This is a genomic window from Trichococcus sp. (genome assembly GCF_055118575.1).
In genome coordinates this window covers 21194-44508 of the sequence record NZ_JBSQPW010000009.1, presented here as the reverse complement: position 1 = coordinate 44508, position 23315 = coordinate 21194, and the positions used below count along the sequence as shown (strand labels likewise).

Sequence of the window (23315 nt, the reverse complement as noted above, 5' to 3'; positions counted from 1 at the left end):
CTAAGTTGATACTCCAATATAAAACAATTCCAGTTCATTTTACCATTTAATCCGCATTTTTCCTATAGGAGGCAGAATTCCGCCTCATTTTTTATACTTTTCAAAGTGAAAGTTATACAGTATGATAGAATAGATGTTCGGTTCAGAACAGATATGAAGGAGTTTTTTTATGGCACAAAATAAAGAGAATAAATACAATGATGACTCCATTCAAGTGTTGGAAGGCCTTGAAGCAGTCAGGAAACGTCCCGGGATGTATATCGGTTCGACTGATGCGCGCGGGTTGCATCATTTAGTATATGAAATAGTCGACAATGCGGTCGACGAAGCCTTATCGGGCTTTGCCGATCAGATTGAGATCACAATCCATGAAGACCAAAGCATCAGCGTGAAGGATAACGGCCGTGGCATGCCGACTGGTTTGCATGCTTCAGGGGTTCCCACCATCCAAGTCATTTTCACCGTGCTCCATGCTGGCGGTAAGTTCGGTCAAGGCGGATACAAAACGTCAGGCGGCCTGCACGGGGTAGGCGCAAGCGTCGTGAATGCCTTGTCCAAGTGGCTGGAAGTGTCGGTCATCCGCGAAAGCACAGTCTATACAATGAAATTCAAGGATGGCGGAAAACCCGCCAGCAAATTGAGCAAAGCCAAAAGTGCCGTTAAAGGATCCGGTTCTTTGATTCATTTTTTACCGGACAAGGAAATTTTTGGAACTGCGCAACTGTCATACGATGTTCTGGCGGAACGGTTCCGCGAGTCAGCCTTTTTGTTGAAAGGCTTAACCATCACGCTGAAAGATGAGCGCACTGGACAAAGCGATACTTTTTTCTTTGAGGAAGGAATCAAGGAATTCGTTGCTTACCTAAATGAAGAAAAGGACACATTGCACGATGTGGTGTATTTCAGCGGGGAAGCCGATGGAATCGAAATCGAGTTCTCCTTTCAGTACAACGACGGCTATTCGGAGACGATCCTTTCGTTCGTCAACAACGTCCGGACCAAGGATGGCGGCACACACGAAACCGGCGCCAAGACAGCTATCACAAAAGCCTTCAATGAATACGCCCGTAAGATGAACCTGATCAAAGAGAAGGAAAAAAATCTCGAGGGCAGCGATGTGCGTGAAGGCCTCTCGGCGGTATTGTCCCTGCGCGTACCGGAGAACCTGCTCCAATTCGAAGGCCAGACGAAAGAAAAACTGGGCACACCGCAAGCGAGGGCAGCCGTGGATGGACTGATCAGCGAAAAACTGAGCATCTATCTGATCGAAAATGGCGAAACCGCCCAAATGCTTGCCAGAAAATCCCTGAAAGCCAGAGAAGCCCGGAATGCGGCGCGCAAAGCCCGTGAGGAAACGCGCAACGGAAAAAAACGGCAAAAAAATGAATCACTGTTGTCTGGCAAGTTGACGCCTGCGCAGAGTAAAAACCCGAAAAAGAATGAATTGTATCTGGTCGAGGGGGACTCCGCCGGCGGATCCGCAAAACAAGGCCGCGACCGCAAGTTTCAGGCGATACTCCCATTGCGCGGAAAAGTCATCAACACGGAACGCGCGAGCATGCAGGATATCCTTAAAAACGAGGAGATCAACACGATTATCTACACGGTCGGTGCAGGTGTTGGTGCGGATTTCGAAATCGAGGATTGCAATTATGACAAAATCATCATCATGACAGATGCGGACACGGATGGTGCGCATATCCAGATCCTGTTGCTGACTTTCTTTTATCGCTATATGAAGCCTTTGCTGGAAGCAGGGAAAATCTATTTGGCGCAACCGCCTCTCTACAAAGTATCCAAGGGCTTCGGCAAAAATGAAAAAATCGAGTACGCATGGACCGAAAAGGAACTGCAGGAAAAAATCGACATCATCGGTAAAGGCTATATTTTGCAGCGTTATAAAGGACTTGGGGAAATGAACGCAGATCAGTTGTGGGATACCACAATGGATCCTGAAACCAGAACGTTGATCCGGGTGCTCATCGATGACAAAGCTCAAGCAGAGCGCCGGGTGACGACGCTGATGGGCAATAAAGTTGAACCGCGAAGAAAATGGATCGAGAAGCACGTCGAATTTTCGATGGCTGATGATAAGAGCATCCTGGAGCAAGACATGGCCCCGATTTCCGATAACGGGCAGACTCATCTGGAGGAGAAAGTGAAGAAGGAAACTTCGGACCAACAGATTTCCGATGATATGGAACAAATTTCGTTAGATTTTGAAAGTGGTGAACTATAGTGGACAATCTGGAGATAAAAGAGCTGATGCTTGAAAACGTAATGGGGGACCGCTTCGGGAGATACTCGAAATACATCATCCAGGATCGTGCTTTGCCGGATATCCGCGATGGGCTGAAACCTGTTCAGAGACGGATCCTGTTCGCGATGGATGTTGCTGGAAACACTTCGGACAAAGGCTTCCGCAAGTCGGCAAAAACAGTCGGGAATGTAATCGGTAATTATCACCCGCATGGGGATTCCAGTGTCTATGAAGCGATGGTCCGATTAAGCCAAGACTGGAAAATGCGTGAAGTATTGGTCGAAATGCACGGAAACAACGGGAGCATGGATGGAGACTCTGCTGCTGCGATGCGGTACACCGAAGCCAGACTTTCGAAAATATCGGCAGAACTGTTGCGCGACATCGACAAGGAAACAGTAGACTTTGTGCTCAACTTCGACGATACCGATCAGGAGCCGACTGTGCTTCCGGCTCGATATCCGAACCTTTTGGTGAATGGCGCCACCGGCATTTCAGCCGGCTACGCGACCGATATTCCGCCGCATAATCTAGGCGAGGTCATCGATGCAACCTTGCATCTGATTGATCACCCAGACGCTGAGCTCAAAGCGCTCATGAAATATGTAAAAGGGCCCGATTTCCCTACTGGTGCGATCATCCAGGGTTTGGATGGCTTGAAGGATGCCTACAGAACCGGCAAAGGCAAAGTTGTAGTACGCTCGCGTACTACAATCGAGAACATCCGTGGCGGTAAACAGCAGATCGTCATTTCGGAAATCCCTTATGATGTCAACAAAGCGACGCTAGTGAAGCGGATGGATGAAATACGCATCAACCGCAAAATCGAAGGGATCGCTGAAGTGCGGGACGAATCAGACCGGAGCGGGCTGCAGATCGTCGTCGAACTTAAAAAAGAAGCAAACGCGGAAGGGATCCTCAACTATCTGCTCAAAAATACGGATCTGCAAGTGAACTATAACTTCAATATGGTCGCAATCGATGAACGCCGTCCGATGCAGGTCGGCTTGCACCAAATTCTGAAGGCTTATATCCGACACCAAAAAGTCGTCATTACCCGCCGGACGAAGTACAGCCTGAAGAAAGCGGAGACGCGCCTACATATCGTGGATGCATTGATCAGAGTCATCTCGATTCTTGATGAAGTCATCCAACTGATCCGTGACAGCAAAGATAAAAAGGACTCAAAGCAGAATCTGATGAAGCAGTATGCTTTTTCGGAACCGCAGGCGGAAGCCATCGTGTCCTTGCAGTTGTACCGGTTATCCAATACGGATATCACCGCCCTTCAGAACGAAAAATTGGAACTGAACGAGCAGATTGCGACTTACCACGAAATCCTGAAACAGGAAAAAACGTTGTACGCTGTGATGAAGACGGAACTCTCCGCAGTCAAAAAACAATACGCAAATCCTCGTCGGACCACGATCCAGCATGAAATCGAGGAAATCAAAATCGATACGGAAGTTCTCGTTCCGGTAGAAGAAGTCGTTGTCGTGATCACAAAAGAGGGCTATTACAAGCGCACCAGCCTTCGCTCTTTTGGAGCCTCGACGATAGAAGAAGTCGGATTACGTGAAGGAGATAAGCCTCTTTTTGTCGGGAAAGCATCGACACTTGATGCGATTGTGATGTTCACCAGCAAGGGAGACTACCTTCATTTCCCGGTGCACGAGTTACCGGAATTGAAATGGAAAGATACTGGTCATCATATCTCGCAGAACATTCCTTTCGCTCCCGAAGAGAAAATCATCCGAGTTGAAATTATCCCGAACAACAGCGAGCCAACCGGGAAAATCCTATTCATATCAAAAGAAGGCTACATCAAACAGACATTGATGAGCGATTTCCGGACTTTCCGTGGTTACAGAAACAAAAAAGCAATCGCCATGAAGATGAAGAGCGAGACGGATGCGATTGTTTCCATCCAACGCTTGGAAGATAAACAAAATTACGACGTCCTGCTTGTGACCCATTTTGGATTCAGCCTGCGTTACGCTGTGAATGAAGTAGGTATCATCGGAACGCGCGCTAGTGGGGTCAAATCCATCAATCTGAAGGACGGTGACTTCGTTGTCGGGGGTGCCGCCTTTAGAGAAGCGGATGAGGAATTCCCGATTATTGTGATCACGCAAAGAGGGAATATCAAAAAATTCAAATCAGGAGAAGTCCCGATTTTGGGCAGGGCAAAACGGGGATTGATGCTCCTGAAGGAATTGAAGGCCAAGCCGCATCGCATCGTCTTTATGGATTGCGATCTATCGGTGCCTAGTCGCTATGCTATCGTTACGACGGCAGGCAAGGATCTAGTGGCGGAAAGCAAAGAAACTCCTTTCAGCCCTAGATATTCAAACGGCAGTTTCGCAATCAACGAGAAGACCGATGGTGAAGTGTTGGATATCGAAAAAGAGTTTGATTTTTCACAAATTAGAATTTTCTAATTAACTGTTATAAACAAAAAAACAAGACGGAAACTGTGTAGTGATACAGTTTCCGTTTTTTTATGAAACAGTTTTTTCGGAAAAATAAAGCTTTCACTAACTGATTGGAAGTTGCGTTCGTGTTTCATGAATTTAAAAAGCCTGTATATCAACGTTTTTCAATGGATTTTGAATAAGTTACAAAAAGTCCAAAAAAAAGATTGATAGTTGTTGCACTTTCGTTTGTACGTGTTATAATGTTTATGTAGAAACCTGTTACACATATCACAATGTGAAAGCACTTTTAGGAGGAATATATAATGGAACAATGGCAAGGTTTTAAAGGAAAAACTTGGAAAGAAGAAGTCGATGTAAGAGACTTCATCATGAACAACTTCTCTGAATACACAGGCGACGAAAGCTTCTTAGCTGGTCCTACTGAAACAACTACTCAATTGTGGGATCAAGTTATGGATCTTACTAAACAAGAAAGAGAAGCGGGCGGCGTGTTGGACATGGATACAAAAGTTGTATCTACGATCACTTCACATGAAGCGGGCTACTTGAACAAAGATAAAGAGCAGATTGTCGGTTTCCAAACTGAAAAACCACTAAAACGTAGCTTGATGCCTTTCGGCGGTATCCGCATGAGCGAACAGGCTTGTGAAGAAGCTGGCTATAAAGTTGATCCAGAAATTTCCATGATTTTCCGCGATTACAGAAAAACACATAACCAAGGCGTATTCGATGCCTATACACCAGAAATGCGTGCAGCAAGAACAACCGGTGTCATCACTGGCCTTCCGGATGCATACGGCCGCGGACGCATCATCGGCGATTACCGTCGTGTAGCTTTATACGGTGTGGACTATCTGATGCAGGACAAATTGAAAGAATTCGCTAAAATCGGCGACGGCACGATGACGGAAGAAATCATCCGCTTGAGAGAAGAATTCAGCGAACAATACCGCGCATTGAAAGAATTGAAAGAATTAGGCAACATCTACGGATTCGATATTTCCAAACCAGCATCTAACGCTAAAGAAGCTTTCCAATGGTTGTATTTTGGTTACTTGGCAGCTGTTAAACAACAAAACGGTGCTGCAATGTCATTGGGACGTACTTCAACTTTCTTGGATATCTACATCCAACGCGACTTGGACAACGGCGTCTTGACGGAAGAAGAAGCACAAGAAATTGTTGACCACTTCGTAATGAAATTGCGTATGATCAAATTTGCACGTACGCCGGAATACCAAGAATTGTATTCAGGAGATCCTCAATGGGTTACTGAATCTATCGCTGGTATGGCACACGATGGCCGTTCAATGGTAACAAAATCAAGTTTCCGTTTCTTGAACACATTGACTAACTTGGGAGCTGCTCCAGAACCTAACTTGACAGTCCTTTGGTCCACTAAATTGCCTGAAGGATTCAAAAAATATTGTGCTAAAATGTCCATCGAAACAAGCGCTATCCAATACGAAAATGATGACATCATGAGCATTGAGTGGGGCGATGATTACGGAATTGCTTGCTGCGTATCCGCGATGAGAATCGGGAAACAAATGCAATTCTTCGGAGCGCGCGCTAACTTGGCCAAAACATTGCTTTACGCAATCAACGGCGGGATAGACGAAACGAAGAAAAAACAAGTCGGCCCTAAATTGCAACCAATCACTTCAGAATACCTTGATTACGATGAAGTAATGGAGAAATTCGACGTTATGATGGATTGGATCGTAGCTTTGTATGTAAATACATTGAACGTCATCCACTACATGCATGACAAATATTCATACGAGTCTTTGGAAATGGCTTTACATGACACACATGTTGTCCGCACATTGGCGACTGGTGTCGCTGGCTTCTCAGTTACAATCGATTCACTTTCAGCTATCAAATACGCGAAAGTTAAGCCTATCCGCGACGAAAACGGCATTGCTGTTGACTTCGAAATCGAAGGCGACTTCCCTAAATATGGTAACAATGATGACCGTGCTGACCAAATCGGTATCGACTTGTTGAAACAATACATGGGCAAAGTTAAGAAACACCAAACATACCGCAACTCTATCCCGACAACTTCCATCCTTACAATCACTTCAAACGTGGTCTACGGTAAGAAAACAGGTAGCACGCCAGATGGACGTAAAGCCGGCGAACCATTCGCTCCTGGTGCTAACCCAATGCACGGAAGAGACACACACGGCGCTTTGGCAAGCTTGTCATCAGTAGCTAAGATTCCTTACAAATATTCATTGGATGGTATCTCAAATACATTCTCAATCATCCCTAAAGCTTTGGGACGTGAAGAAGAAGTACAAAAAGAGAATTTGACAGCTATGATGGATGGATACATCGCTAAAGGCGGCCACCACTTGAACGTCAACGTATTCAACCGTGAAACATTGCTTGACGCTATGGATCACCCAGAAAACTATCCACAACTGACGATCCGTGTTTCCGGATATGCTGTTAACTTCATCAAATTGACTCGCGAACAACAATTGGACGTAATCAACCGCACAATGCACGAAATGATGTAAGTTGCTTCAGCTAGCATGTTAATCGTATAAAATTTAACGGATGGATCATTTGATTCATCCGTTTTCTATCAAAGGGAGCGAAAACTCGCTCTTTTCGATAGGAATTATTCCTTATGCGAGATACAATGAAAGTAAGAAATAAATGACAGAGGAGTTTTTTGAAATGACTGAACCCTTAAAAGGATTTGTGCATTCAACAGAGAGTTTCGGTTCCGTTGATGGACCCGGAATCCGTTTTATTATATTTATGCAGGGCTGCCGCATGCGTTGCCAATTCTGCCACAACCCGGACACTTGGAACATCGGCGGCGGCAATGAGATGACAAGCGATGAATTGCTTGAGATGGCACTGCAATACAAGCCGTTCTGGGGGCAAAAGGGCGGCATTACTGTTAGCGGCGGCGAACCGTTGCTACAGATCGATTTTTTGATTGATTTGTTCACAAAGGCCAAGGCACAGGGCGTACATACTACACTTGACACTTGCGGCTTGCCATTCACCTATGATGAACCTTTCTTCAGCCAGTTCAAGAAGCTGTTGGAAGTGACTGATTTGATTCTGTTGGACATCAAACACATCGACACCCAAAAACACAAAGAATTGACCATGTGGCCGAACGAAAGCATCATCGCATTGGCGAAATACCTGTCGGATATCAACCAGCCGGTCTGGATTCGCCATGTCCTGATACCGGAACGTACTGATTACGATGCATTCCTGATCCGCTTGGACGAGTTCCTGAAAACATTAAAGAACATCGTCAAAGTCGAAATTCTGCCTTACCATAAAATGGGCGTCTACAAATGGGAAAGCTTGGGCATCCCTTATCAGTTGGAGGGAATCGATCCGCCTACCGCAGAGCGAGTCGAAAACGCCAGAAAACTTTTGCATACGGAAGACTATAAAGGCTATTTGGATCTGTAAAAAGAATACTGTTTTTCAAGGAAGAAAAGAGAATTCCCATTGCTCTTTTCTTCCTTTTTTATTATGATAAATTAAGACAATGGAAGAGAGAGTGAATTGAATGAACAAACTGTTAGTTTTTGGACACCAAAATCCGGATACGGATGCGATCACATCCGCTATCGCATATGCCTACTATCTGAATCAAAATGGAATCGAAGCCGAGGCAGTGGCGCTTGGTTTGCCGAGCGAAGAAACAGCCTACGCTTTGAATCAATTCAAGACAGAGACTCCGCGCGTCATCGAGACAGCAGCAAACGAAACGGATACGGTAGCTTTGGTCGACCATAATGAAGCGCAACAAAGCGTCCGCGATATCAAAGATGTGGAAGTTTACGCAGTAGTGGATCACCACCGCATCGCGAACTTCGAAACGGCTAACCCTTTGTATTATCGTGCAGAGCCCGTGGGATGCACAAATACAATCCTTTATAAAATGTTCAAGGAAAAGAACATCGCAATCCCTGCCGATATCGCCGGTTTGATGCTTTCTGCCATCATTTCCGATACTTTGTTATTCAAATCCCCGACCTGCACGCCGGAAGATGAAGAAGCGGCAGCGGCATTGACGGAAATTGCCGGTGTTTCTTTGAATGAATACGGTCTTGCAATGCTGAAAGCCGGAACGAACTTGGATGACAAGTCGATTGCGGAATTGTTGACTTTGGATGCAAAATCATTCCCGATGGGCGACAAAAACGTGCGCATCGCCCAGGTCAACACAGTTGACGTGCAGGATGTACTGAAAAGACAAACGGAGCTGGTTTCCGCTATGGAAGCAGAAAACGGTTCGCACGGGTATGATGTATTCTTGTTGGTAATCACAAACATAATCGATAGCGATTCTGCTTTACTGGCTGTTGGCTCCCATTTGGACACCGTCGCGTCTGCATTCGGAGTTACAATAAGCGAGAATATTGCCTTGCTTCCAGGTGTGGTTTCACGCAAAAAACAAGTAGTGCCCCCATTGACGGAAGCATTCTCAAAATAATTACTGCAAAAATGGCGGAGCTGCAACTCAGTTGATCTGATATGCATCTCTGCTTTTTTCACATCAATTTTGAGGTAATGAAGGGAGGTGAGGACGTGAAAGTTGGAGTAATGTCGGATCTGCATATCGACTCGAACGCGAAAAAGTTGGCGCCCGGTCAGACTTATGATCACCTTTTGGCAGAGCTGCTCTATAATCAGGAAATCGACCTGCTGTTGTTGGCGGGGGATGTCTCTTCCGATTACCACGATACCTTTGCTTTCTTGGATCGTATGCGAAATCATAACGTTTCGAAAATCCAGTTCGTACCTGGAAACCATGATTTTTGGTCCATCCGCAACCGCGAAGAGGATACGGAGCGCATCTATCAGCTGTTCAAGGCGCGAGACGAAAATCCAGTCGGGAATCCGTTTCTGATCGGGAAAGATTGGGCAGTGGTGGGGAATCCGGGGTGGTATGATTATGGGTTCGCCAGTGACGGTTATACAATAGAAGAGTTATCCCGGAAAAAGCTGAAAGTCGGCGGTTGGAATGACCGCCAGTATGTGCATTGGCAAAAGGATGACCTCACTGTAGCTGCAGCGATGCAGGCGGAGTTGGAAAACGACCTGAAAGAAGTCAGTTCCAGGAAAATAATCATGATGACGCATGTTGTGACGCATCCTCAATTCGTCATCCCGCTCCCGCATCCGGTCTATGATTATTACAATGCTTTCCTTGGCAACAAAAGCTATATGGAACTATATGATCGCTATCCGATTGTGCACAGCATCATGGGGCATGTCCATTTTCGGAAAATGCTGTATGAAAAAAAGACGACTTTTTATTGCGCGTGCCTTGGCAACGCGCGGCATTGGTACACGGATGATCCTTATATCGAAATGGCCTATACTATGGAAGAATTTATTGTTGACATCTAAATGGCAGTTTTCTGCGGCAACCCCTGAAATGGGTTATTGCTTTCCTTTTGAAAAAAATAAGTTATGCTTATCTTAAGGAAAGTACATTTTGATTAAAACATTTCAGAGGTGGATTCGCATGAAATCATTCAATTTATCGGATAAAGGGGTATACACGCAGACGAAGAACTGGAAAACGGCGGATTGGATTCATGTAGAAAATCCGAGCAGTGAAGATGTCGACAATCTGGCGGCCATTTTCGGCATCCCACGGGACTACATCATGGACTCACTGGACGAATATGAGGTCCCGCGCCAGGAGAAAGTTAAAAATAGTGCTGGGGTAGATATTAACCTCCTGATCGTACTTTTCCCTAAAATGCGCTCAGTGCAGGAAAAGTATACCGAATATCACACATATCCCTTATCAATCATAACGATCAATAAAACCTTGATCACTGTCTGCAAAGAAACCCCATCCTTTTTGAAGCGCATCATGAAAAATGAATCCTTCAAAAATGAGCCGGCGACAACCCAGCATCACATTATTTTATACATATTATGGGAACTGACGAAGAGTTTCGTTCATCACCTGAGGGAAATCGATAGCACCATCGAAGATCTGCAGATACAGATCACGAGCGCTACCCATAATGAATATTTTTATAAGCTGATAGCTCTCCATAAGAGTCTGGTGTATTTTGAGACGTCCATCACTAAAAATCATCCGTTGATAACGGAATCCATTCACAAGGCAACCTTGAGCGATGATGCTCAAAGTCAGGAATTGCTTCACGATATCCTCGATATCTCTAATCAAGCAGAAGTGATGGTCACCGAATCGAGTAAGATGATCGATCAACTGAGCGAAGTGTTTTCCAGTGTCATCTCGAACAATCTGAACAATATCATGAAGGTGTTGACTTCGATCACAATCGTTCTGACGATCCCTACCATCATTGCCGGCTTCTGGGGCATGAATGTGGATTTGCCTTTCGAAAATCATCCATGGGCGTTCGGCATCACGAGCCTGATCACCGTTTTCATCTGCATCATTACGGTTTATTGGCTAAAAAAGAAAGATTATTTCTGACATGAAGAGTGAGTATTGTCAGTTGACAACATTACGGAGCGTAAACGGATTTTTATCTTCCGGTTGCGCTCTTTGCGATGCTTTTTGGGTACAGGAAGACATCTTTGCTTGGTATACTGTATGTGGGAGGTGATGCGGTATGGTGGAGGATTTCCAGAGTTGGTTGGAGAGCTACGACTTGGAAAAGCTCTTCAGCGATAAACGGGATAAGGAAACGATCGACAAGGAAATGTTTCTGTTCGTCAGATCGGATGATTTTGACAACTACTTCTCCTATGACGGCGAACTTGGAGCGCTATACGAAAAAGAAGGCACATTATTGAGGGTTTGGACCCCTACAGCAAAATCGGTGGAAGTGTGGACGTACGCAGATGGTTCCATCAGGAAGCCTTCCCAAAAAATTGCAATGGTCCAGAAGCCCAAGGGGATTTTTGAGGCCTATCTGCCCGGTGATCAGCACGGAACCATTTATGTTTATAAAATCCTCTTTTTGAATAACCGAGAATCCGTCACGGTCGATCCTTATTCCCGTGCCACAACGGTGAACGGCACGAAATCGGTTATAACGGACTTACGCAGGACGAATCCAGCCAGCTGGGGAGTACGGGTGCCGGCCTTCGGCATTCCGGAAGAGGCGATTATCTATGAGCTGCATATCCGGGATTTTTCCATATCCGAGTCGAGCGGGATAGAGAAAAAAGGGAAATTCCTTGGTTTGACTGAAAAAAACACTAAAAACGCCAGTGGGGTAAGCACCGGGTTGGATTATCTGGTTGATCTGGGCATCACCCATGTCCAAATTTTGCCGATGTTCGATTACGCCACAGTCGATGAGGCGAATCTGACCCAGCCACAATACAATTGGGGCTACGATCCGCTGAACTATAATGTGCCCGAAGGTTCCTACTCAAGCAATCCTTTTGATCCATTCAACAGGATCATCGAATTGAAGCAAATGATCCAAACGCTGCACGACAATGGATTGAGGGTGATCATGGATGTTGTCTATAACCACGTCTACAATCCAAAAGATCAGGCCTTGGAAAGGACGGTCCCAGGTTACTTTTACCGCTACACCGCGGACGGTTCGCTTGCGAATGGCACCGGGGTCGGAAATGATACAGCCTCGGAAAGACATATGATGCGCAAATACATCATCGACAGCGTCAAGTATTGGGCTACGGAATATCATCTCGATGGATTCCGCTTCGATCTGATGGGTATCCATGACTCGGTCACGATGAATGCCATCAGGGAAGCGTTGGATAAAATCGATCCGTCCATCATCATTATCGGCGAGGGATGGGAAATGAGCACGCCTCTAGCTGAAGATCTGAAAGCTTCCCAGAAAAATGCGCAAGCGATGCCGAGAATTGCCCATTTCAACGATTCAATCCGGATAGCATTGAAAGGCAGCGATTATGGCGACGAAAAGGACAGGGGCTTCGTCAGCGGCAAAAATTACCAGGAGGATCTGCTGCTCCGGAACATTAAAGGCGCTATGCATTTATCCAGCCACAGCAGTTATATCGATCCTGAACAAGTCATCCAATATGTGGAAGCCCATGATAATCTGACACTCTACGACAAACTGTTGCGGTCCAATCCGGAAGACAGCGAAGAGGTGCGCATAAAAAGGCATACGCTGGCAACAAGCATCGTCTTGCTGTCGCAGGGGGTTCCTTTTATCCATGGTGGCCAGGAATTTTTGAGGACAAAGGAAGGGGATGCCAACAGCTACAAGTCACCCGACGAAATCAATCAATTTGAATGGGAACGGTTGACGACCTTCCAAGAATCGGTGGTCTATGTCAAAGGTCTGATCGCCCTGCGCAAAAGTGACTACTTATTCCGGATGCATACCCACGAAGAAATCGACGCCCATTTCACGACGCTAAGTGAAAATTTCAACATCGTAGCTTTTTCCTTAGAAAACGAAGAAAAAAAGTACATTGTCGTCTTCAATGCGAACCGAAATGATACGAGTTTCGAGTTCGAGAAGGGAAAATATGCCATCCTCGTTGAGGATAATAAAGTCTTTTTTGATCGAAAAGCTGATTTTGCCTTGATGGAAAAAATTTTGGTGAAAGCTCACACGACTACCGTATTGTATGCAAAAAAATCGGAATTAAATGACATTTAGACAGTGGTGCGTATTTATTTTCTGTGAAAATGATCGAATATTCTTTTGTAATGAAAATATATCAATATTCGCATAATAAATCAATGTTTCTTAATAAACAAATGTTCAACTCGTTGGATTGCTTTTTTATCAACGTTTGACTCCGCTTTCAAGTTTTTTTGAATGTTCTGACATGCTGTGTCAGATTCTCAATATCCAAATAATATCGATATATAAAGACAATATAGGATTAAATATTAATATATTCATTTAATTTTAATCAATTTATTAAATTCCCAAACTTGATTTTAATAACAGTCAGAACTATAATTAATCTTACTATAGAAATTATAGAAACAGAGGGAATGGGGGAAAAGAAATATGGGCAACAAGAAACTATCATCTTTAGTGTTATTATCTTTAAGCTCCGCACTTGTATTAGCTGCATGCGGCGGAGAGGGAAGCACGGCTGATTCGTCAGAATCTGCAGGTGCGAGCGGCAGTGATCAGGTATTAAATCTGATTGAAAGCGCTGAAATCCCTACAATGGATTCTGTGCAGGCTACTGACACAGTTGCGTTCACCGCTTTAAGCAACGTAAACGAAGGTCTGTACCGTCAAGGTTTAGATGGAACGGTTGAATTAGGTATCGCCGCAGAAGATCCTACAGTCAGTGAAGACGGTTTGGTCTACACTTTCACTATCCGTGATGAAGCAAACTGGTCAAACGGCGAACCCGTAAAAGCAGAAGACTTTGTTTATTCATGGCGTAAATTAGTGGATCCTGCATCGGCTGCTTCTTATTCTTATATGATGGACGGCGTTATCGCTAACGCAACTGAAATCATGGCGGGTGAAGTTGCACCTGAAGAATTAGGCGTCAAAGCGATCGATGAAAAAACATTGGAAATCACCTTGACTTCTCCGGTGCCATACTTCAAAGATCTATTGACATTGGCTATGTTCTTCCCTCAAAATCAAGCATTTGTTGAAGAACAAGGCGATCAATACGCATTAAGCAGCGATGCTTTATTGTACAACGGACCATTTGTCTTAGCTAACTGGGATGCAGCGAGCTTATCATGGACTTATGAACCGAATGCTGAGTATTGGGATAAAGACGCTGTAAAATTGGATGCAATCAACGTAGAAGTAATCAAAGAAACTTCCACTGCTTTGAATCTGTATGATACAGACGCAATCGACCGCATGATCTTGACTGGTGAATACGTAGCGCAAAGAACCGGCGATGCTGAAATGCACACAATGCCGACTTCTTCTGTATTCTATCTGAAATTCAACCAACAGAGAGAAAACACACCATTACAAAACGCCAACATCCGTAAAGCTTTAGCAATGGCTTTCGACAAGCAAGCATACGCTGATGTTGTATTGCAGAACGGTTCCATTCCTGCTAACGGCTTGGTCCCTGAAGGTCTTGCTTTGGATCCTTCAACCGGCGAAGACTACCGTGAACAAAATGGCGACCTTTTGACTTTCAATGCTGAAGAAGCTAAAACTTACTTTGAAAAAGGCTTGGCTGAATTGGGTGTTGAATCCATCACTTTGGAATTGTTGAGCGATGATACAGAAAATGCAAAACGTTCTTCCGAGTTCCTGCAAAGTCAATTACAGACGAACCTGCCTGGTTTGACTGTAACCTTGCGTAATGTACCTTTCAAAGTCCGTCTTGAAGCAGATACTGCCGGCGAATACGATATCGAATTAGCTGGATGGGGAGCTGACTATGCTGACCCGATCAACTTCCTGGAATTGTTCCAGACAGATAACGGCAACAACAAATCCGGTTACTCCAACGCTGAATACGATGCTTTGATCAACGAAGCACGCACAAACGTGACTGACCTTGATGCAAGATGGGCTAGCCTGCTTGCTGCTGAAAAGATCTTGATGGAAGATGCGGGTATCGCACCTCTGTATCAACGTTCTTACGCAGTTCTGCAAAAACCGTATGTCACAGATTTGGGCGAGCACTTAGTCGGTGCTGATTACTCATATAAATGGGCTTCAAATTCTGGAACACAGAACGTGGATTAATTAGGACAATAAAAAATCCATCTGGCATACATTCATGCCAGATGGATGTTTTGTTTATAAAATATAATCCCAGAGACAGATGATGCTGATCCCCAACAACAAAATACCGATAGTCAGGACATTTTGATAACTTCTCCCGACGGAAGATGATAGTGCATGCGGATCCAATGGTTCCCTAAAGCCATCCTCCTTAGGTTCTCTTCGGAGCGTTTTTCTGACGCTGTAGTGAAAGAAGTCAAAACTTCCGGAAGCCAACACGAGACCGGATAAACCGATGATCAACAAAATACCCGCTATCATGAACAGGATGTTGGATGTTTCGGTCCAACTTAAGAATCCGTATTTAATCAGTTGATACAGCAATGCGCAAATAAAAATGAATAATGAAACAAGTACGTTTTTTTTTGTGAAGTTCACCTATTTTGGCTCCTTTTTGTTTTCTCAATTTTAAATGTACAAAAAAAAGAAAGAAAACTCAATTAAAATATGATTTGATTTTGTGTTCATTTTCTTTTTTGTATATTTAAATATGATATACTATCAGGTGCTATTTACAAAATAACTAAATAATGGAGGATGACAAACGATGAAAAGTTATGCAAAGTACATCGGCAAGCGTATTTTATATATGGCAATTACGTTGTTTTTGATTGCATCGATAACTTTTTTTCTGATGAAAGCTTTGCCGGGTACACCATACAGTAACCAAGATAAGTTATCTGAGGAACAAATTTTTATCATGAATGAGAAGTACGGACTGAATAAACCGATATTGGTTCAATACGCAGTCTACATTTTTGGACTAGTACGCGGAGACATGGGTGTTTCATTCCAGTTCAATAATACTCCGGTCACGGATTTGCTAAGTAGCCGGATAGGCCCATCCATGCAACTGGGGCTTCAGGCAGTCATTATCGGGACGATTCTCGGCATAGTGCTGGGTGTGATCGCAGCGATGAGACAGGGTACTTGGGTGGATACAGTAGCCACTTTGACAGCCATCGTCGGCCGTTCGATCCCTAACTTTGTTTTTGCAGTAATTTTACAGTTGGTATTCGGGGTATGGCTGAAAGTGTTGCCGATTGCTTTGTGGAATGAGGGCTTCCGCTCTTCGATTCTGCCAACGATCGCGTTAAGCATTTCGCCGCTCGCCGATTCGGCCCGGTTCATGCGGACCGAAATGGTCGATGTATTGGGAAGCGACTACGTTGAACTCGCGCGGGCTAAAGGCCTGAGCCGTTGGGAAGTCGCATTCAAACACGGTATCCGTAATGCGCTGATTCCGTTGGTTACCATCATCGGCCCGATGACAGTCGGTTTGATGACCGGTTCGATGGTTGTCGAAAATATTTTTGCCATCCCGGGTATAGGGGAGCAATTCGTAAAATCCATTTTGACAAATGACTATCCGACAATCATGGGTGTCACTATGATGTATTCGACCATGTTGGTCATCGTCATTTTGCTGGTTGACATCCTTTACGGTATTATCGACCCTCGTATCCGAGTCGCTACAGAAGGAGGGGAATAAGAATGAGTGAAAATGAATTACGCAATACAGCAGCTACGCCGACGATTACAAAAGACCTTTTCGAATCGGCTTCCGAGTCAAGTATGCAAGACAAAGAAAAGATCTCAGCGCCTTCCCTAAGTTTTATGGCGGACTCTTGGCGCCGTCTGAAGAAAAACAAAGTTGCGATGGTCAGTCTGATCATCCTGATCATCATCAGCATGTCCAGTCTCTTAGCTCCTGTCATCGCACCGCATGACCCGAATGCGCAGACTGTCCAGTACGCGAATATGCCACCGAAGATTCCAGGCATCGACATCAATGGTCTGAACGGAACCGTGAAACAGAATGGCGTTGTCATCGATAAGTATGAAGCATCCAATGTTCCTGAGGACGTCTATTACTATCTCGGTACGGATAGCCTGGGACGCGATTTGTTGTCGCGGATCCTTTACGGTACCCGCGTGTCCTTGTTCATTGCTTTCATGGCAGCCTTATTCAATCTGACACTCGGAGTTGTTTATGGTCTGACATCCGGCTGGTTGGGCGGAAGAGTCGACAATATCATGCAACGTATTCTGGAAATCCTTTCCGGTGTGCCGAACTTGGTGGTCGTTATTCTGATGCTGCTTGTTTTGAAACCCGGCATCAGTTCCATCATCATTGCTCTGGCTTTGACTGAATGGCTTTCGATGGCGCGTGTGGTCCGAGCGCAAACCCTGAAACTGAAAAACCAGGAATACATCTTGGCTGCGCGTACTTTGGGGCAGTCTCCGATGAAAATCGCCTTCAGACACATCTTGCCTAACTTAGCTGGTGTCATCATCATTCAAGTTATGTTCTCGATTCCATCGGCAATCTTCTTCGAAGCATTCCTAAGCTTTATCGGTATCGGTATTCCTGCTCCGAATGCATCGCTTGGTACATTGATCAACGATGGCTACAAGACATTCCGTTTCTTGCCGCATCTTATGTGGTATCCAGCCGGCATCATGAGCGTCATCATGATCTGCTTCAACTTATTGGCTGATGGACTTCGTGACGCGTTCGATCCAAAAATGAGAGATTAGGAGGTAACCAGATGGAAAATATATTGGAAGTAAAAGACCTACAAATTACTTTTGATACCTATGCAGGTAAAGTAAAAGCGATCCGTGGCGTCAGTTTTGACCTGAAGCCAGGTGAAACATTAGCCATCGTTGGTGAATCCGGCTCTGGTAAGTCAGTGACTAGCCGCAGCATCATGCGTCTGTTGGCAAACAACGCCAATATTGAACACGGAGAGATTTTATTCAAAGGCGAAGATTTAGTGCACAAAACCGAAAAAGAAATGCAGAAGATCCGCGGTTCGGAAATCGCGATGATTTTCCAAGATCCGATGACTTCTTTGAACCCGACTCAAAAAATCGGCAAGCAGATCGCTGAACCTATCATCAAACACCAAAACATCAGCAAGGAGGAAGCCTACAAAAAAGCGGAAGAACTGTTGCAGCTTGTAGGTATTCCGAACCCTGCCAAAAGAATGAAGCAGTATCCGCACCAATTTTCGGGTGGACAGCGCCAACGGATCGTTATCGCGATCGCCTTGGGTTGTAACCCGGACATTCTGATTGCGGATGAACCGACTACAGCGCTTGACGTTACGATTCAAGCACAGATCCTGGAATTGATGAAGGATCTGCAACAAAAAATCAAGACTTCGATCATTTTCATCACCCACGACTTGGGTGTAGTCGCGAACGTCGCAGACCGCGTAGCCGTCATGTATGCCGGTAAAATCGTTGAAGTAGGGACTGTCGATGAAATTTTCTACAATCCGCAGCATCCGTATACTTGGGGACTGTTAAGCTCGATGCCGACATTGGACACCCAGGGAACGCTCTATGCAATCCCTGGGACGCCTCCGGATTTGTTGGATCCTCCGACTGGTGATGCTTTTGCGCCCCGGAGCGAATATGCGATGAAAGTCGATACCTTGTACGATCCGCCGTTCTTCAAGGTATCGGAGACCCATTCGGCTGCTACCTGGTTATTGCATCCGGACGCTCCGTCCGTGATCCCTCCAGAGGGCATCATGAACCGACGTGCAACTTTCTCCAAAATGAACCTTGCTCCATCCGATGAATTAAAAGTGATGGATACAGAAGATAATGAACCGGCTGTTCTCTCTCACGAAAACGGCCCGTCGATCGATTCAAAAATCACTGAGAAAGGAGGACTGCTGTAATGTATGACACAACAGGACAGAAAAAAATTCTGGAAGTAAAAAACCTGAAACAATATTTCAACGTCGGCACCAAGAATGAAGTCCGAGCTGTTGATGACGTTTCCTTTGACATATATGAAGGTGAAACACTTGGTTTGGTAGGGGAATCCGGTTGCGGAAAAACGACAACCGGTCGCGCAATCATCCGCTTGTACAACCCGACTTCCGGCGAAATCTTTTTTGATGGCACCGAAATCCATACGCTGCATGACAGAAAGGAACAACTTGCTTTCCGTAAAGACATGCAGATGATCTTCCAGGATCCGTACGCATCTTTGAATCCCCGCATGAAAGTACGCGACATCATTGCTGAAGGTTTGAAAATCCACGGACTTGCGGCTACCGAGCAGGAAGTCGATGATCGGGTCGCTGAATTGTTGGATTTGGTTGGATTGAACAAAGACCATTCTTCCCGTTATCCGCATGAGTTCTCCGGTGGCCAAAGACAGCGTATCGGAATCGCCAGAGCCTTAGCGGTGAATCCGAAGCTCATCATTGCCGACGAGCCTATTTCCGCTTTGGATGTATCCATCCAAGCGCAAGTGGTCAACTTGCTGATGGAATTGCAACAAAAACAAAAACTGACTTTCTTGTTCATCGCGCATGATTTGTCGATGGTCAAGTACATCAGCAACCGCATCGGTGTTATGTACTTCGGTAAATTGGTCGAATTAGCACCCGCAGACGAAGTTTACAACAAGCCTTTACATCCGTATACGGAAAGCCTGTTATCGGCCATACCGCTGCCGGATCCGGTTTATGAGCGCAACCGCACTCGCTTCACCTATGTCCCTCGTGAAGACAATGGCGAGCCGGAAGCAATGCGGGAAATCGTTCCTGGGCACTTTGTATACTGCCGCGAGTCCGATGTTCCTGTCTTGAAAGCAAAATACGAAAATTATTGATACAAAAAGTCCGGAACTTGTTCCGGGCTTTTTTGCCATATAAAATTAATGAAACGACCGGTTTATGAATTTTATATGATAATAGTTGCCGATATATATGGAATATTCTAACTATTTGTAGTACAATATTAAAATACGAAGAGAAAAAGGGGAGATTTACATGAGGAGATTGAGAAGTTCTTTCATTTTGGCTACAACAGCCGTCATCTTGGCAGCTTGCGGAGGCGAGGGCGCAACGGACGACAGCGCAGCAAACAATGCAAGTGAAGGCACCGGCGGACAAGTAGTCAATTATACGGCACCAACGGAATTGGCGACGTTGGATACAACGCTGATGACGGATATCAACAGTTCGAACTACATCGGACACGCAATCGAAGGCTTATTGAAAATCAATGCCGAAGGAAAGCCAGTACCGGCAATCGCTGCGGAAGCAGGGACTGTTTCGGAGGATGGCTTGACCTATACCTATAAACTGCGCGACGATGCTGTCTGGTCAAACGGAGAGCCTGTGACAGCAAACGATTTCGTGTTCGCTTGGCGAAGACTGGTGGATCCGGAAGCGGGGGCATCCTACTCTTACTTGGCTGAAACCATCAAAAATGCCAATGAAATCATGGCCGGAGAAATGGCTCCTGAAGAGTTGGGTGTAACGGCGGTAAGCGACACTGAAATCACAATCGAGTTGACGCAACCGACACCATACTTTGAATCATTATTGGCATTCAGTGCGTTCTACCCCCAAAATGAAGCGTTTGTGACTGAAAAAGGTGATAAATATGGAACAAACAGCGAAAACATTTTGGCTAATGGACCATTCACAATCGAGAACTGGGATGGCACTGGCCTGACTTGGGACCTGGTGAAGAACGAAGATTACTATGCAGCCGACGAAGTGCAATTGGAAGAAGTGAATGTTCAAGTAATCAAAGAAACCAGCACAGTCGTAAATCTGTTCCAACAAGGATCAGTGGACAACGCACAAGTGACCGGCGAATTGGTTAAACAATTAGCGACAGATCCGAACGTGGTTGTTCAGAAAAAAGCCCGCACGGCGTACATCGAATTCAACCACGACAACGTCTATCTGCAAAATGCGAAGCTGAGAGCAGCCATCGGACTTGTCATCAACCGCAACGAATTGGTTGAGAGTGTCATCGGAGACGGTTCGACACCAATCGGCGGCTTCCTGCCGGCTGATTTTGTCAGCAACCCGACGACCGGCGAAGACTTTGCCGCTGAAGCAGGCTCTTACCTGGAATATGATCTGGAACAAGCAAAAACACTTTGGGATGAAGCGAAAGCTGAATTAGGTGTAGATGAAATCACATTCTCCTTGGTTGGGGATGATGATGAAAAGAACAAAAAAATCAGCCAATACATCCAAGGTCAAATCCAAAACAACTTGGAAGGCATCTCAGTGGAATTGCGCAATGTACCGAAGAAAAACCGTTTGGAATTGGCGAATCAAGATGAATTCGACCTATTGCAGACCGGTTGGGGAGCGGATTTCGCTGATGCGATCAACTACATGGACTTGCTGTACAGCACTTCCGCCTACAATGAAGGACAATATGCGAATGCAGAATTCGATGCTTTGATTGATGCATCAAAAACAACAAACGCAAACAATCCGGAAGCGCGCTGGGCTGATCTGATGGCTGCCCACAAGCTGATCATGGAGGATGCAGCCATCATCCCGCTTTACCAGGAAGCTGAAACACAACTCAGAAATCCTAACTTGAAAGGCATCATCTTCAATTCTGTGGGCAATGAATTTGACTTGAGCAGAGCTTATATCGAAGAATAAGTATGTCTAACACTAAGAAGGGCCGACTCACATGAGTCGGCCCTTCTTAGTGTACTTCAGTGCTGGCAGAGCGGGTGATGCTGGGCATCCAAACAAACAAAAAACCTGAAGCGAGCCTCGTTGGAGAAGCTCGCTTCAGGTTTTGATTTGGATCAAATCAGAAAGGAATACAGTTTGGAATTCTCGTTCACCGAAATGTAATGCGGATCGAATTTTTCGAGTCTGCTGAGCAGGCCTTCGATATCGTCTTTATTTTTCAACAAGATTCCGATCAGTACCGGTCCTTCACTGCGGTGGACCTTTTTCGTATACTCGAATTTGGTGATATCATCGTTTGCGCCCAAGATGTCATTCACGAACTCTTTCAGCGCACCGGCCCTCTGCGGGAAGTTCACTATAAAATAGTGTTTCAGACCTTGATAGAGCAGTGAGCGTTCATCGATTTCAGCCATTCGGTTGATATCATTATTTCCGCCGCTGACGATGCAGACGACTGTTTTATCTCTGATTTCTTCTTTGTATTGTTCCAAGGCAGAAACGGAGAGTGCGCCGGATGGTTCCGCTACGATAGCTTGTTTAGTGTATAAATCGATGATGGTTCCGCAAACTTGTCCTTCAGGCACGACCAAGATGTCATCGACATTTTTTTGGCAGTGTCTGAAAGTCAAATCGCCGACTGTCGCAACAGCTGTCCCGTCACAGAATTTATCAATATCAGTCAAAGTCGTGACTTTATTCGCATCAAGCGAAGCTTTCATGCCAGGGGCACCCAAGGATTCCACGCCGATGATCTTGGTTTCGGGCATGGCCTCCTTCATGTAGCTGCTGACGCCTGAAATCAAGCCGCCTCCACCGATGGCGGCGAATACCATATCAGCCGTTTCACCTTCGGCAACGAGATCCTGGTGGATTTCCACTGCCAAAGTGCCTTGCCCGGCAATCACATTGCGATCATTGAAAGGTTCAATGAAAGTCAGATTGTGTTCATCCGCATAGACATGGGCGGCTTCGTTCGACTCGTCGAAGGTATCGCCGATCAGTTTGATCTCAACATGCTCTTTCCCGAAATAACGGACTTGGTCTATTTTTTGGGAAGGGGTTGTCGACGGCATGAAGATGGTAGCTTTGATGCCTAAGTGGTTGCATGTGTAAGCTACCCCTTGCGCATGGTTGCCGGCTGAAGCACAGGTTACCCCGGTCTCCGTCTCGGCTTCGCTCAGCTGCGATATGGCATAATAAGCGCCTCTCAATTTGAAGGAGCGGACAATCTGAAGGTCCTCCCGCTTCAAAAAGATGTTGGCATGATACTTTTGGGATAAATACGCATCATGCTGCAAAGGGGTCTGCTTGACCACACTGCGCAGTACTTTATATGCTTTAAGCACGTCTTCTTTGTTCACTAAGTCATCTATCATTCTATCTGCTCCCCATCTTTATTAATTCAATCATGACGAGAGAAGGCTTAAAA

At 45.3% G+C, this 23315-nt stretch carries 16 protein-coding genes; 14 read left to right on the top strand and 2 right to left on the bottom strand.

All coding sequences use genetic code 11. The features are described 5' to 3' along the window. Positions 1-169 precede the first annotated feature (169 nt). From parE to ACTCCX_RS03780, 9 genes are all read left to right on the top strand, one after another. Positions 170-2239, top strand: coding sequence for a DNA topoisomerase IV subunit B (gene parE, locus ACTCCX_RS03820; protein ID WP_463274817.1), 2070 nt, complete (start codon positions 170-172; stop codon positions 2237-2239). A gap of 26 nt (positions 2240-2265) precedes the next feature. Beyond that, the gene (gene parC, locus ACTCCX_RS03815) at positions 2266-4701 is read left to right on the top strand and encodes a DNA topoisomerase IV subunit A (protein ID WP_463274842.1); all 2436 of its coding nucleotides are present in this window, start codon (positions 2266-2268) and stop codon (positions 4699-4701) included. 299 nt (positions 4702-5000) lie between these two features. Then, positions 5001-7229 (top strand): formate C-acetyltransferase, encoded by a 2229-nt coding sequence (pflB, locus tag ACTCCX_RS03810; RefSeq protein WP_463274816.1) that lies wholly within the window; start codon positions 5001-5003, stop codon positions 7227-7229. 163 nt (positions 7230-7392) lie between these two features. Next, positions 7393-8154 (top strand): pyruvate formate-lyase-activating protein, encoded by a 762-nt coding sequence (gene pflA / locus ACTCCX_RS03805; RefSeq protein ID WP_463274815.1) that lies wholly within the window; start codon positions 7393-7395, stop codon positions 8152-8154. A 100-nt stretch (positions 8155-8254) separates the two neighbouring features. Then, positions 8255-9184 (top strand): manganese-dependent inorganic pyrophosphatase, encoded by a 930-nt coding sequence (locus ACTCCX_RS03800; protein ID WP_463274814.1) that lies wholly within the window; start codon positions 8255-8257, stop codon positions 9182-9184. Between the two features lie 95 nt (positions 9185-9279). Further along, positions 9280-10104: a metallophosphoesterase gene (locus tag ACTCCX_RS03795; protein WP_463274813.1), complete on the top strand. Its 825-nt coding sequence runs from the start codon at positions 9280-9282 to the stop codon at positions 10102-10104. A 118-nt stretch (positions 10105-10222) separates the two neighbouring features. After that, entirely contained in the window at positions 10223-11176 is a 954-nt protein-coding gene (locus tag ACTCCX_RS03790; RefSeq protein WP_463274812.1) for a magnesium transporter CorA family protein, read from the top strand. Between the two features lie 139 nt (positions 11177-11315). Beyond that, complete coding sequence (pulA, locus tag ACTCCX_RS03785) at positions 11316-13319, top strand: type I pullulanase (RefSeq protein ID WP_463274811.1); 2004 nt, start codon at positions 11316-11318, stop codon at positions 13317-13319. Positions 13320-13679: 360 nt separating this feature from the next. Continuing rightward, positions 13680-15356 carry a peptide ABC transporter substrate-binding protein gene (locus ACTCCX_RS03780; protein ID WP_463274810.1) on the top strand — a complete coding sequence of 559 codons (1677 nt, stop codon included), beginning with the start codon at positions 13680-13682 and terminating at the stop codon, positions 15354-15356. A 54-nt stretch (positions 15357-15410) separates the two neighbouring features. Here ACTCCX_RS03780 and ACTCCX_RS03775 read toward each other — a convergent pair whose 3' ends face one another. Continuing rightward, on the bottom strand, positions 15411-15773 hold the full coding sequence (locus tag ACTCCX_RS03775; RefSeq protein ID WP_463274809.1) for a DUF3899 domain-containing protein: 363 nt from the start codon (positions 15771-15773) through the stop codon (positions 15411-15413). A gap of 169 nt (positions 15774-15942) precedes the next feature. On the opposite strand from ACTCCX_RS03775, the gene opp3b reads away from it, so the two are divergent. The 5 genes from opp3b (at position 15943) to ACTCCX_RS03750 (ending at position 21847) form a co-directional block, all read left to right on the top strand. Then, on the top strand, positions 15943-16887 hold the full coding sequence (opp3b, locus tag ACTCCX_RS03770) for an oligopeptide ABC transporter permease (protein ID WP_463274808.1): 945 nt from the start codon (positions 15943-15945) through the stop codon (positions 16885-16887). A gap of 2 nt (positions 16888-16889) precedes the next feature. After that, positions 16890-17936, top strand: a complete 1047-nt coding sequence (gene opp3C / locus ACTCCX_RS03765; RefSeq protein ID WP_463274807.1) for an oligopeptide ABC transporter permease — start codon at positions 16890-16892, stop codon at positions 17934-17936. 11 nt (positions 17937-17947) lie between these two features. After that, positions 17948-19093, top strand: a complete 1146-nt coding sequence (locus tag ACTCCX_RS03760) for an ABC transporter ATP-binding protein (protein WP_463274806.1) — start codon at positions 17948-17950, stop codon at positions 19091-19093. Next, positions 19093-20037, top strand: coding sequence for an ABC transporter ATP-binding protein (locus tag ACTCCX_RS03755; RefSeq protein ID WP_463274805.1), 945 nt, complete (start codon positions 19093-19095; stop codon positions 20035-20037). The genes ACTCCX_RS03760 and ACTCCX_RS03755 overlap by 1 nt, the downstream gene beginning before the upstream one ends. A 160-nt stretch (positions 20038-20197) precedes the next feature. After that, positions 20198-21847 carry a peptide ABC transporter substrate-binding protein gene (locus tag ACTCCX_RS03750; RefSeq protein ID WP_463274804.1) on the top strand — a complete coding sequence of 550 codons (1650 nt, stop codon included), beginning with the start codon at positions 20198-20200 and terminating at the stop codon, positions 21845-21847. 152 nt (positions 21848-21999) lie between these two features. Here the strand turns inward: ACTCCX_RS03750 and ilvA are convergent, their stop codons facing one another. Continuing rightward, the gene (gene ilvA, locus ACTCCX_RS03745) at positions 22000-23262 is read right to left on the bottom strand and encodes a threonine ammonia-lyase IlvA (RefSeq protein WP_463274803.1); all 1263 of its coding nucleotides are present in this window, start codon (positions 23260-23262) and stop codon (positions 22000-22002) included. Between the last annotated feature and the right edge of the window lie 53 nt (positions 23263-23315).